This is a genomic window from Fictibacillus terranigra (assembly GCF_030412265.1).
Classification (GTDB): Bacteria; Bacillota; Bacilli; order Bacillales; family Fictibacillaceae; genus Fictibacillus_C; species Fictibacillus_C terrinigri.
The window spans coordinates 1-12572 of sequence record NZ_JAUHLN010000012.1 but is presented as its reverse complement, the minus strand read 5'-3'; the positions used below and the strand labels follow the sequence as shown (position 1 = coordinate 12572).

Below are 12572 nucleotides of genomic sequence, written 5' to 3'. Positions count from 1 at the left end.
AATTATGGCACGTATTGCAGGAGTGGACGTTCCACGCGATAAGCGTATTGTCATTTCACTAACATATATCTTTGGAATCGGTAAAGCTAAAGCACAACAAGTTCTTGCTGAAGCTGGTGTATCTGAAGAAACTCGTGTTCGTGATCTTACAGAAGATGAATTAAACAAAATTCGTGAAGCAATCGACAAAATTAAAGTTGAAGGTGACCTTCGCCGTGAAGTGTCTCTTAACATTAAACGTCTAATTGAAATCGGCAGCTACCGTGGGATCCGCCATCGTCGCGGTCTTCCAGTTCGTGGTCAAAATACGAAGAACAACTCTCGTACTCGTAAAGGACCTCGTCGTACAGTAGCGAATAAGAAAAAGTAAGTAAAGGAGGTAAACTCTAATGGCGAAGCAACAACGTAAAACTAATACACGTAAACGTCGTGTCAAAAAGAATATCGAGTCTGGTATCGCGCATATCCGTTCTACTTTCAACAACACGATTATTACGATTACTGATACTCACGGGAATGCAATCTCTTGGGCTACATCTGGCCACCTGGGATTCAAAGGTTCTCGTAAATCAACTCCATTCGCAGCGCAAATGGCAGCTGAAACTGCTGGTAAAACTGCGATGGAAAATGGCATGAAAACACTAGAGGTTTCTGTTAAAGGCCCTGGTGCTGGCCGTGAAGCTGCAATCCGTGCCCTTCAAGCGGTAGGTTTAGAAGTAACAGCTATTCGCGATGTTACACCTGTTCCTCATAACGGATGCCGTCCTCCAAAACGCCGCCGCGTGTAACTTTAGTTACACTCTGCGGTATAAAGTATGCATAGCCTGTCTATAATGGGTATGTATACTATTAGTTTTGGTGAAGAACACTATTTAGTTGTTTAAGTCGGGAATGCCACTGGGGAATTTCGGCTGGGTACATGTCCGGTCGAGGTTCGACGTTTGAAGGAGGGTTTAGTTGAATGATCGAAATCGAAAAGCCAAGAATTGAAACGGTTGAAATCAGCGACGATGCCACATATGGAAAGTTTGTTGTTGAACCACTTGAACGTGGATATGGTACTACACTGGGCAACTCCTTACGTCGTATCCTATTATCCTCACTGCCTGGTGCAGCTGTTACATCGATTCAGATTAATGGAGTATTGCATGAATTCTCAACAGTTGAAGGTGTTGTAGAAGACGTTACTACGATCATCCTTAACTTGAAAAAGCTTGCAATGAAGATTTATTCTGATGAAGATAAAACATTGGAAATAGATGTACAAGGTGAGGGAGTCGTTACAGCTGGTGACATTACACATGACAGTGATGTGGAAATTTTGAATCCGGACCTTCATATTGCTACTCTTGCGGAAGGCGCTCATTTCCAAATGAAGCTGAATGCAAAGAGAGGCCGCGGTTATGTTCAAGCGGAAGGCAATAAGAGTGATGATCATCCAATCGGAGTCATTCCGGTCGATTCAATTTACACACCGATCTCACGTGTAAACTACCAGGTAGAAAATACCCGCGTTGGACAAGTGACCAACTATGACAAGCTTACATTTGACATTTGGACAGATGGAAGCATCCGTCCTGAAGAGGCGGTTTCTCTTGGAGCGAAGATCATTACCGAACATTTAAATATATTTGTCGGACTAACCGATCAAGCGCAAAAAGCGGAAATTATGGTTGAAAAAGAAGAAGACCAAAAAGAAAAAGTTCTTGAGATGACTATCGAAGAACTTGATCTTTCTGTTCGTTCTTACAACTGCCTAAAACGCGCTGGTATTAATACAGTTCAAGAACTTGCTAATAAATCAGAAGAAGACATGATGAAAGTTCGCAACCTCGGTAAGAAGTCTCTTGAAGAAGTTCAAGAAAAACTTGACGAGCTCGGGCTTTCCTTACGTGCTGACGATTAATCTGACAGACTAGAATTTGCTTTTTCACAGGTGACTGTTCTTGCAACAGCCCCTGTCTGCAAAAAGCACAGAAGGAGGGAATAGACATGGCATACCAAAAGTTGGGTCGTGTTTCCGCTGTTCGCCGCGCAATGCTGCGTGACTTAGCAACTGACTTAATTATCAACGATCGTATCGAAACAACAGAAGCACGTGCGAAAGAAGTACGTAAATTTGTTGAAAAGATGATCACGCTTGGTAAGCGTGGAGACCTTCACGCACGCCGTCAAGCTGCAAGTTTCGTACGAAACGAAGTAGCTAACGAAGAATCAGGACAAAAGGCACTTCAAAAACTATTTAGTGACCTTGGACCTCGTTATGCTGAGCGTAATGGTGGTTACACTCGTATCGCTAAAATCGGTCCTCGCCGTGGTGACGGTGCACCAATGGTCATCATCGAATTAGTTTAATAGTGAATAAAGGGCGGGACAGGGTCGTAAGATCGTTTCTTGCCCTTTTTTTATTTGGTGAAAAATTCACCAAATAAAAAAGTAAGCATCGAAGAAACAGTGCCAGGCACCTCTTTTAACAATCGGGTGCCTGGCACGGCAAAGAAAGCATCGAAGAAACAAAGATGCATCTCGAAATGGTGTCAGGCACCAGAGCTGAGGGGGAGAATAGCGTGAAGGAACTGATATCGGTCAATAATGTTTCCTTCCAGTACCCGAGTGAGGAGAAAACCACGCTGGCGGATTTAAGCCTCTCGGTGTACCAAGGAGAATGGCTGGCGATCGTCGGCCATAACGGGTCCGGAAAGTCTACACTGGCTAAATTGCTCAATGGGCTGCTTCTGCCTTCTTCAGGAGAGATCAAGGTAGAGGATTACACGACAACGAATGAACAAGAACTATGGGAAATCAGAAGACGGGTAGGCATCGTTTTTCAAAATCCGGACAACCAGTTCGTCGGGACGAGCGTCAGAGACGATGTGGCATTCGGATTGGAAAACTTCGGTGTACCCCGTGCGGAGATGATTTCTCGAATTGAGCGAAGCATACAGCGAGTTAAGATGCAGGATTTTGTCGAGAGTGAGCCTCACCATCTTTCAGGCGGGCAAAAGCAGCGTGTCGCCATTGCCGGCATCATTGCCCAGAGGCCGTCCATCATCATCTTGGATGAAGCGACATCCATGCTGGATCCAATGGGCAGGAAAGAAGTAATCGACACAGTGAAACAGCTGAACGAGGAAGAGGGGATTACCGTTATCTCCATCACGCATGATCTGGAAGAGGCGGTCCGCGCAGACCGGGTCATCGTCATGAAGCAAGGCTCCATCCTCACGACGGGCAGTCCAAGGGAAGTATTCCAGAACGAGGCGTTATTGCTGGATGCCGGCCTGGATCTGCCGTTCTCCCTTAAACTCGGATTGGCATTGAAAGAAAACGGTATAGACATAAAAGAACAACATTTAACACAGGAAGAGCTGGTGGGTGCATTATGGACATTAAAATCAACAACCTGACCCATCGCTACAAGCCCGGGACGCCTTTTGAGCGGCTTGCTCTGAAGGATGTTAATCTATCAGTACCATCGGGCTGTTTCCTCGCTGTCATCGGCCATACGGGCTCTGGAAAGTCGACGCTTATCCAGCACCTCAACGGCTTGCTGAAGCCTTCTGAAGGGACGATACAGGTAGGAGATCTAACGATAGCCGCCAATGAGAAAAAGAAACAGCTTAAGGCACTTCGCAAAAGGGTAGGCATCGTTTTTCAATACCCGGAGCATCAGTTATTTGATGAAACGGTTGAGAAGGATGTCATGTTCGGTCCGATGAATTTTGGAGAGAGTGAAGAAGCAGCAAGAAAAACGGCTCGGGAGATGGTTAAGCTGGTCGGGCTTCCGGATGAAGTACTGCAAAAGTCACCGTTTGACCTTAGCGGCGGACAGATGCGGCGGGTTGCAATCGCGGGTGTTCTGGCGATGCAGCCCGATGTACTGATCCTGGACGAACCAACAGCGGGTCTTGATCCAAAGGGCCGTAAAGAAATTATGGATTTGTTCCGTGCCCTTCATGATCAGCGGAACATGACGACCATCCTTGTTACCCATTCCATGGAGGATGCTGCATATTATGCCGACCGGATCGTCGTGATGGATAAAGGTGCAACCTATCTTGAAGGCACGCCATCGCAAATCTTTGAAAAACGGGATGAGCTCCAGGCGGTTGGCCTGGACGTACCGGAAACCGTGCAGTTTTTGCTCAAATGGCAGGAACTGACGAAACAATCGGTGAAACTCTCCTCTTTTACGATTGAAGAAACAGCGAAAGCGATCGCAGCTGACTTCAGAAAAGGAGGGCCATCATGCTAGATAACGTAATCATCGGCCAGTATATCCCAGGCCGTTCCGTCATTCACAAGATGGACCCGCGTGCTAAGCTGTTGAGCATCTTTTTATATATCATTATTGTCTTTTTGGCTAACAACTGGCTGACCTATGCGCTTCTCGGCATTTTTGCAGTCGTTTCTGTGCTTTCATCTCAAGTGTCGCTCCGTTATATCTATAAAGGGCTTAAACCCATTTTTCTTATTGTCATTTTTACATTCATCCTTCATATCCTGATGACCAAACAAGGTGAGGTTATCTACGGTCTGGGTTGGCTGAAGATTTACGAAGGCGGGTTGAAGCAAGGGGTATTTATATCTCTTCGTCTCGTTTATCTCGTGGTCATCACTTCATTGCTGACACTGACGACTACGCCGATCGATATAACAGACGGCCTTGAATACTTGCTGGCACCTTTTAAAAAAATCAAGCTGCCTGTCCATGAGTTTGCTCTCATGATGTCTATTTCTCTTCGCTTCATTCCTACACTTCTGCAGGAAACTGAGAAAATCATGAAGGCGCAAATGGCCCGTGGTGCAGAGTTTACAGCCGGTCCTGTAAAAGAGCGGGTCAAAGCGTTTGTTCCGCTGCTGGTTCCTTTGTTCATCTCATCCTTTAAACGTGCGGAGGACTTGGCTCTCGCTATGGAAGCACGCGGCTACCGGGGAGGAGAAGGCAGGACGAGGCTCCGCATTCTGGAATGGAAATTAAGGGATACAGCCGCTCTGCTCATCCTGCTCGCATTGGCCGCTGTACTTTTTGTATTCCGAACCCATTAATCTTAAGGGAGTTTGATCTATGCAGCGCTGGAAAGCAACCGTAAGTTATGATGGCACCTTGTTTGCCGGCTATCAGGTGCAGCCGGAAGGACGAACGGTACAAAGTGAGATAGAACGAAGCCTTGCTAAAATGCATAAAGGCGGAGAACTCCGTATCTCGGCTTCTGGCAGGACAGATGCAGGAGTCCATGCGATTGGACAGGTGTTCCACTTTGACAGCTCGCTGGCCATTGCTCCTGAGCGCTGGGTGAAAGCATTGAATGCGCTGCTGCCAGGTGATATCCGCATCACCGAAGTTGAAGCGGCTGCTCCCGATTTTCATGCACGATTCAGTGCCCAGAAAAAGGAGTATCATTACCGGCTTTTGACCTGCCCGCAGCCTGATGTTTTCCGCCGGAACTATGCCTATCATTTTCCTTATTCTTTGGACCATGGGGCTTTAGAAGACGGGATGAGGATGTTTTTGGGTACTCATGACTTCACATCGTTTTCCTCTGCGCGTTCCGCTGTTGAGGACAAGATACGCACCATCTACAGCTTTCAGATGGAAACGTCGACTGACGAGATTCTTTTTAAAGTGAGTGGGAGCGGGTTTCTGTATAATATGGTCCGGATCATGATCGGTACGCTTCTCGATGTCGGACAGGGCCGGATCAAGCCGCAGGAAATCGGAGAGATGCTGAAGAAAAAAGACAGGAGCGCTGCCGGAAAAACCGCTCCGCCACACGGATTGTACTTATATCAAGTGACCTATTAATGCTCTGAAAAAATCACCAAGTGATTTTATATGATTTTATAAAAAATCAACTGATAAATTTTGCGACACACTTGACATCGTTGTTTATATGTTATAAGATATTCTTTGGTATTTCTAAGATTATCTCCCTGCCCCGGAAGATAATTCGGTGAAATGTTTAGTAATTCAAAAATGTTCAGCGAACCGTAATTTACTGTGAGTTTGGACAGCATTCATAAAAAATTGAGCGATTTAGCGAATGAAGATACAGGAGGGAAAATTCATGCGTACGACATTCATGGCGAAAGCTTCTGAAGTAGAACGTAAATGGTTATTGATCGACGCTGAAGGCAAGACATTAGGTCGCCTGGCAAGTGAAGTTGCTTCAATCCTTCGCGGGAAACACAAGCCAACTTTCACACCACACGTTGACACTGGGGATCACGTTATCCTTATCAACGCTGAGAAAATTCACCTTACAGGTAAAAAGTTAAGTGACAAGATTTACTACCGTCACACTGGACACCCAGGTGGACTTCGTACAAGAACTGCATTAGAAATGCGTACAACTCGTCCTGAGCAAATGCTTGAACTGGCGATCAAAGGTATGCTTCCTAAGAACAGCCTTGGCCGTCAAATGATCAAAAAGCTTCACGTATATGCGGGAGCTGAGCACCAACATCAAGCACAAAAGCCAGAAAAATACGAATTACGCGGATAATAAAAGGGAGGTATTCACGTGGCACAAGTACAATATTACGGTACTGGGCGTCGTAAGCACTCCGTTGCTCGCGTACGTTTAGTTCCTGGTGATGGCCGTATCGTAATCAACGGTCGCAGCATTGACGAATATTTCGGTTTAGAAACATTAAAACTTATCGTAAGACAGCCCCTTAACGAAACAGCTACAGAAGGCAACTACGATGTTCTTGTAACTGTTCAGGGTGGAGGATATACAGGACAAGCAGGAGCGATCCGTCATGGTATCTCTCGCGCTCTTCTACAAGCTGATCCTGAGTTCCGCGGCAACCTTAAAGCTGCTGGATTCTTGACTCGTGACGCTCGTATGAAAGAACGTAAGAAATACGGTCTTAAAGGCGCTCGTCGTGCACCTCAGTTCTCAAAACGTTAATTCTCAACGTTTCGAAGGCTCTCAACCATTTTTGGTTGGGGGTCTTTTTTGTTGTTCCGGTTTAAACGATCGTTTAATTTCTTTTCAGCGGTTAGGCAAGGAAACGATCGGTTCTGTGGGTAAACTAACTAAAACCGTGAGTAAGAAACAAATATCCGTGAGTAAGTTGTGCAAAACCGTGAGTAACCTTGGTCAAACCGTGAGTAACAGTAACATAACGGTGAGTAAAAAAATTGGTTTGCTTCGAAATCAACTTTTCAGCTTTTTTTCCCATCATTTACGCAGGATGATGCTTCCCTCTTTTGCAAAAGATGTAGGTAAGGGTGAACCCAATTCTAAATAGATATAGTGATTGGCGCATCTGCGCGGGAAGAGGATAAACGATGGCGATTGTGATTACAACATTTAGGGAGAAGCAGCGTACGAAAAAAGCGGAATATGAAAGAAAAGTGCTGCGGGATCTTTCTCTGGGAAAGATCAAGAAGGAATTTCAAAGCCTTTACCAGCCGTTCTTTCAATATTCTTTACTGTATCAGCAGGACATTGAAGACGCCTGCATCGATCTGGCGATTGATGCCTACTTGCTTGGAGCGGCGTACAGCCGGTTTGCGTATCACGGGGAATCGCTTGAGGGCATTAAGAAACGCAGCCAGCAGGGAGAAAAAGAACTGACGGACAGCCTGTTCGAATATTGGCAGTTCTGGTGCTGGGGAACAGAACAGATGATGGAGTCTTTGTACATGTGCTGTGAAGTGTATATCCAGCATTGGTGGATGGAAGGGTATTGGAACGGAGAGAAAAGATACAGAATGAAGCTGCATTAAGTTATATTCATCATCTTGTCCCATATATATAGACATATAAGTCTGTTGATTAGGGGGCAAAAATGAAGAGACGGGTGAAGCAAGTTGCCTTTACCTTAGGTTTTACCCTTCTGTTATTTATCTTAACGTTTCAGTTTTCCGAAAACCGGTCATGGAAACCATGGAGCCTTCCGTTATCAGGCAAAGTCATTGTGCTTGATCCGGGACACGGCGGAATGGATGGCGGGGCAGTTGGAAGCGATGGTGTGCTCGAAAAGGACATCTCATTGGATATATCGCTTAAACTGAGGGATTATTTGCAGGAATGCGGGGCTCTCGTGATTATGACGAGAGAAAGAGATAAGGATTTAAGCGGCAGAGACTCTGGGCGAATCCGAGCCCGAAAATGGGATGATCTAAAAAAACGCAAAGAAATTATCAATAGCTCCAACGGGGATTTATATGTAAGTATCCATTTAAATGCGTTGCCTTCCTCAAGATGGAGGGGAGCACAAGTATTTTTCAATCCCGCTGATAAAGGTGGGGAAGCAGCGTCAAAATTTATTCAGAACGAGTTGAAGCGCAACCTTCAGAACACAAACCGTATTGCCAAGTCCATTGATGGGATCTATTTAATGCGGACGAGCAAACTGCCGGCCACCCTGGTTGAGGTGGGCTTTTTATCCAACCCGAGTGAGCGGGATCTGCTGAAAACAAAGTCTTATCAGCAGAAAGTGTCGGCGTCCATTTACCAAGGCATCTTACGCTACTATACAAAAGAAAAAGTACCTGATTAAGGTGTGAGCCTCTGGCTTACACCTTTTTGCATCTGATTCTGCGAAAAAAGCCTTTTATGCTATACTGAATATGAAAATGAAATCGAATATATGCCGAAGGAAGTGTCTTACCATGACAGAAGAGAAAGTAATTGAACTTTTATCTCATATTCAAGACCCTTTTCTACATAAAAGCCTGACAGAATCAGGGGCCATACAAGAAATAAAAGTAAAGGAACGCTATGTAAGCTTAAAGGTGGCTCTGCCTCAAACAGGCACTCCTGAACAGATGATGCTTCAGCAGGAGATTGTTAATGTTCTAAAAGGAGCAGGGTTTGAGTCGGTTGGCCTCCGCTTCGAACAGCGCAAATCTGGTCAGGGAAGCAAGAATGCGGCGCCTGCGCTGCTCGCTCCGGAAAGCAAAACAGAATTTATCGCGATCGCCTCGGGTAAAGGCGGTGTAGGAAAATCAACAGTATCAGTCAACCTGGCTGTTGCCCTGGCCCGTCTCGGCAAAAAGGTAGGTCTGATCGATGCGGATATCTACGGATTCAGTGTTCCGGATATGATGGGGATTACAGAACGTCCAAAAGTAGTGGGCGAAACGATTCAGCCGGTTGAGCGTTTTGGCGTAAAAGTTATTTCCATGGCGTTCTTCGTAGAAGACAATGCCCCGGTGATATGGCGTGGACCCATGCTCGGGAAGATGCTGATGAACTTCTTTAGTGAAGTCGAGTGGGGGGACCTTGACTATGTCTTGCTGGATCTGCCCCCGGGAACTGGAGATGTGGCGCTAGATGTGCATAAGATGCTGCCGAAATGCAAAGAAATCATCGTTACGACACCCCATGCCACAGCAGCGTTCGTTGCAGCAAGAGCAGGCACAATGGCATTAAAAACGGATCATGAAATCATCGGTGTTATCGAAAACATGGCCTTTTTTGAGAGCCGGCTGACCGGAGAAAAAGAATATGTATTCGGTAAGGGCGGCGGAGAGCGCCTTTCTGAAGAGCTTGGAATTCCAATGCTTGGCCAGCTTCCACTCGGACAGCCTGATATCAACGAAGATGATTTTGCACCTAGCGTCTATGCTGCCGATCATCGCCTTGGGAGGGCGTATGAAGATATTGCCCGAAAAGTCATCGACCAAGTAAAATAATGAAATCCTCGTACTGCATCCAGTACGAGGTTTTTTTCGATTATTGGCCTCCGCCTCCGCCGCCCTGCTGTTGTTGCTGCTGCTGCCCGCCGCCTTGCTGTCCTTTCTTGGATGCAGCCTGGTCAATTTCATCATGTGCTGCTTTTTGCAGCATTTGTGATATTTGGGCACGCACAATCGGGCTGTCGAAGGTTTCCATCATCACTTTCTTTACTTCTTTACGATATTGCGGGGAATTCGCAAGGTCCAATAATGCTTGACCCATTTTGGGATCTTTCATAATGTTCATGATCTGTTGCTGATAGGCAGGGTCTTTCATTAGGCCTTTCATTAATTTTTCATGTTCTGCCTTCATGCTTTTTGCATAGGCTGAAGCAAATTTCGGGTCCTTGAAGGCTTGCTTCCAAAATTGTTCGCCTTTCGGAGATAAAAGTTCTTTCTCTATTGTCTGTTTGATTAATGCTTGATCCAGCAATAGCTGCTCTTTCATTTTTTCATCAGATAGCACATCTTTAATGGCCTTTTTGCCGTCATCTGTTTTTAATATATCCACGAGCATCTTTTTTGTTGCATCATAATCGATGTTCTGGTTATTGCTTCCTTGTGCTTCATTTTGCGCACAGGCGCTTAGGGCAAAAAGAAGAAAACAGAAGAGACAGGGGATCCACGCTTTTTTCACGTCTGCTCCTTCTCCTTTCTATTAGGTCTTACCTTTAGGGTGGGTGATTTATGAAGATTTATGCAGAACAAATATAGGAAAACAGTATGGCTTTTTTGGGGGAGGATTGGTACAATCGATAACGGTTACATTCGGATTGGAGGCAATCACGTGAAGTCAAGAAACTGGGTCTTTTTATTTTTAACCACGTTGCTCTTAGGAATTGGCTGTGCGATTGTGGCGGGTTTGATCTCACAATTTCCGCAAAGCGGGGGTGTGAAAGAATTTTTCATTTATATACTCGGTCTTGTTGGCTTTGGCGCATTGTTCAGCGTGTTCAGCCAGATGGGCTTTTTTGCTTATTTAACGGTTCACCGGTTCGGTTTAGGGATATTTAAATCACAGTCCCTCTGGAATGGTGTACAGATCGTCCTTATTATCGTTGTACTTTTTGACTTGTTTTATTTGCGGTATACCGCCTTTCATAAAGCGGGACAAAGTCTTGTATCCTACAGCCTGATCCCGATCGGATTGCTGGTTCTTGGACTGGCTGTGGCTTATATTAAACAAAAGCAAACGAATAAGGGAGCCTTTGTCCCCACACTCTTCTTTATCGTTGTCGTCACGACGATAGAATGGGTCCCCGTTTTAAAAACAAATGCCCCGAGTGCCATGTGGATGGCGTTCGCCGCGCTCGGTGCCTGCAATATTTATCAGATTCTGATGCTGCACCGTCTTATTAGTGAGAATGCAGGAGCAAAATCAAAAACTTCCGCTTAAAAAGTCGGAAGCCTTGAATTACAGATATTAAATTCAGCTTCCGCCATGGCGGAAGCTTTTTTATGATTTCAATGGACCTCCTGGCTGTGAGCCTGAGTGTTGGCTATCATTTCACCGACGCTCACAAAGGAAAAGCCTTCTGATTTTAATTTACTGATGATTTCTGGAAGGGCTTTATGTGTCTGTTTCACGGAATCGGACGCATGAAGGAGAAGAATATCACCCGGCTTTACATGATCCGTTGCATTTTGAACGATTTCATCGACTCCAGGATTTTTCCAGTCTTTCGTATCGATGCTCCAATGTACGACGGAATGGTGTGTCCTTTCCGAAATCTCAAGTACGCGTTTATCAAAATTTCCGTTGGGCGGACGCAGCAGAGACGTTGTTTTACCCGACACCTTTTTTATTTTTTCCTGTGCGATTAAGATGTCTCTTCGAATTTGCGGATCTTTCCAATCGGTGTAGTTCTTGTATTGATAGCCGAGACTGGCGACCTCATGGCCGTCTTTTACGATCCGTTCCATTATTTCAGGATGTCTTTCCGCCCACGCGGCAGAAACAAAGAAGGTGCAATTTTTGATTTCTTGTTTCTTCAGGACGTCCAGGATAGGAAGAGCTCTTTTGTCTCCCCAGCTGATATCAAACGTCAGCGCGACTTTGTTGCCCTTCTCCTCACCTTTATAAATGGCCCGGGGCCCATTCTTGGATGAAAACACAGATAATTGCTCTTGTCCCATAAATGCAAGTGAAGCGGCAAAGAAAGCAGCAAACACAACGACCATATACTGCTTCACTTTTTTACCGTTTACGATCATGAAAAACTTCATACCGTCCCCCCTAATCTGTATACTGAGCCGAACCTTTTTTTGTCTCCTGAGCCAGAGCTGCTAAAAAATATATATGTCGAGGGAGGACGAGATAGACCACAGACAGGGAAGGGCTTTTTATATACATAGAAGAATAAGCGAGCGGGAACGATAGCTTAGAACAAAAAATAAAGGAAAGCTATGGTGGTCGAATGATAGGCTTAATGCTGAATCTTACGGAAGCAAAGGAATTCGAGTATCTGTTGAAAAAAGAAATGGAAGACCTCTTATTCGATCTGCAGGATGACAGGCTGGATAAGTTGGTGATGAAGGTGATGGAAGAAAGGTATCAGGTTCTTTTTAAACTGTTTTCCAGGCTTGCTGCGCCTGCAGAATGCACCCGGTTCTGCAGAAGGAAACAAAGCCATACTTAAGGTTTATTCCATTGAACTCTTTTTTTAAAAATAAAGTGTTGACACTCGAAATCAATACATGGTATATTATTTCTTGTCGCCACGAGACGGTGATGGGCAACGAAAAAACAACAAAAATAATTGTTGACATGATGGTTGTCAAAATGGTATAGTATGAAAGTCGCTAAAACGAGCGACACAAACAAAATGTTCTTTGAAAACCAAACAAAAGCCAGGTAAGTCAGGGATTTTACAAT

At 45.1% G+C, this 12572-nt stretch carries 17 protein-coding genes; 15 read left to right on the top strand and 2 right to left on the bottom strand.

Going from position 1 to position 12572, the window contains the following annotated elements:
* Positions 1-4: 4 nt before the first annotated feature.
* The 13 genes from rpsM (at position 5) to QYF49_RS24840 (ending at position 9655) form a co-directional block, all read left to right on the top strand.
* On the top strand, positions 5-370 hold the full coding sequence (gene rpsM / locus QYF49_RS24900; protein WP_053356176.1) for a 30S ribosomal protein S13: 366 nt from the start codon (positions 5-7) through the stop codon (positions 368-370).
* 19 nt (positions 371-389) lie between these two features.
* A complete protein-coding gene (gene rpsK / locus QYF49_RS24895; RefSeq protein ID WP_290402263.1) occupies positions 390-788 on the top strand; it encodes a 30S ribosomal protein S11 in 399 nt (132 codons plus the stop codon).
* Between the two features lie 173 nt (positions 789-961).
* Positions 962-1906: a DNA-directed RNA polymerase subunit alpha gene (locus tag QYF49_RS24890; protein ID WP_290402262.1), complete on the top strand. Its 945-nt coding sequence runs from the start codon at positions 962-964 to the stop codon at positions 1904-1906.
* A gap of 86 nt (positions 1907-1992) precedes the next feature.
* Complete coding sequence (gene rplQ / locus QYF49_RS24885; RefSeq protein WP_061975721.1) at positions 1993-2355, top strand: 50S ribosomal protein L17; 363 nt, start codon at positions 1993-1995, stop codon at positions 2353-2355.
* Positions 2356-2531: 176 nt separating this feature from the next.
* Positions 2532-3407 (top strand): energy-coupling factor ABC transporter ATP-binding protein, encoded by an 876-nt coding sequence (locus QYF49_RS24880; RefSeq protein ID WP_425589641.1) that lies wholly within the window; start codon positions 2532-2534, stop codon positions 3405-3407.
* The gene (locus tag QYF49_RS24875; protein ID WP_290402260.1) at positions 3383-4255 is read left to right on the top strand and encodes an energy-coupling factor ABC transporter ATP-binding protein; all 873 of its coding nucleotides are present in this window, start codon (positions 3383-3385) and stop codon (positions 4253-4255) included. Before QYF49_RS24880 ends, QYF49_RS24875 begins: the two co-directional genes overlap by 25 nt.
* Complete coding sequence (locus tag QYF49_RS24870) at positions 4249-5049, top strand: energy-coupling factor transporter transmembrane component T family protein (RefSeq protein ID WP_290402259.1); 801 nt, start codon at positions 4249-4251, stop codon at positions 5047-5049. Before QYF49_RS24875 ends, QYF49_RS24870 begins: the two co-directional genes overlap by 7 nt.
* Before the next feature lie 19 nt (positions 5050-5068).
* Entirely contained in the window at positions 5069-5806 is a 738-nt protein-coding gene (gene truA / locus QYF49_RS24865) for a tRNA pseudouridine(38-40) synthase TruA (RefSeq protein ID WP_290402258.1), read from the top strand.
* A gap of 262 nt (positions 5807-6068) precedes the next feature.
* Positions 6069-6506, top strand: coding sequence for a 50S ribosomal protein L13 (gene rplM / locus QYF49_RS24860; protein WP_290402257.1), 438 nt, complete (start codon positions 6069-6071; stop codon positions 6504-6506).
* An 18-nt stretch (positions 6507-6524) separates the two neighbouring features.
* Positions 6525-6917: a 30S ribosomal protein S9 gene (rpsI, locus tag QYF49_RS24855; RefSeq protein WP_061975732.1), complete on the top strand. Its 393-nt coding sequence runs from the start codon at positions 6525-6527 to the stop codon at positions 6915-6917.
* Positions 6918-7300: 383 nt separating this feature from the next.
* A complete protein-coding gene (locus QYF49_RS24850; protein WP_290402256.1) occupies positions 7301-7741 on the top strand; it encodes a DUF2521 family protein in 441 nt (146 codons plus the stop codon).
* Between the two features lie 62 nt (positions 7742-7803).
* Entirely contained in the window at positions 7804-8517 is a 714-nt protein-coding gene (gene cwlD / locus QYF49_RS24845) for an N-acetylmuramoyl-L-alanine amidase CwlD (RefSeq protein WP_290402255.1), read from the top strand.
* Positions 8518-8629: 112 nt separating this feature from the next.
* Positions 8630-9655, top strand: a complete 1026-nt coding sequence (locus QYF49_RS24840; RefSeq protein ID WP_290402254.1) for an Mrp/NBP35 family ATP-binding protein — start codon at positions 8630-8632, stop codon at positions 9653-9655.
* A gap of 40 nt (positions 9656-9695) precedes the next feature.
* Here the strand turns inward: QYF49_RS24840 and gerD are convergent, their stop codons facing one another.
* Entirely contained in the window at positions 9696-10334 is a 639-nt protein-coding gene (gene gerD, locus QYF49_RS24835; RefSeq protein ID WP_290402253.1) for a spore germination lipoprotein GerD, read from the bottom strand.
* 150 nt (positions 10335-10484) lie between these two features.
* Here gerD and QYF49_RS24830 point away from each other — a divergent pair, with 150 nt between their 5' ends.
* Positions 10485-11093, top strand: a complete 609-nt coding sequence (locus tag QYF49_RS24830) for a KinB-signaling pathway activation protein (protein ID WP_290402252.1) — start codon at positions 10485-10487, stop codon at positions 11091-11093.
* A gap of 68 nt (positions 11094-11161) precedes the next feature.
* Here QYF49_RS24830 and pdaB read toward each other — a convergent pair whose 3' ends face one another.
* Positions 11162-11923: a polysaccharide deacetylase family sporulation protein PdaB gene (pdaB, locus tag QYF49_RS24825; protein ID WP_290402251.1), complete on the bottom strand. Its 762-nt coding sequence runs from the start codon at positions 11921-11923 to the stop codon at positions 11162-11164.
* Between the two features lie 191 nt (positions 11924-12114).
* Between pdaB and QYF49_RS24820 the strand changes: the two genes are divergently transcribed.
* Positions 12115-12336 carry a hypothetical protein gene (locus QYF49_RS24820; RefSeq protein ID WP_290402250.1) on the top strand — a complete coding sequence of 74 codons (222 nt, stop codon included), beginning with the start codon at positions 12115-12117 and terminating at the stop codon, positions 12334-12336.
* The last annotated feature ends 236 nt before the right edge of the window (positions 12337-12572 follow it).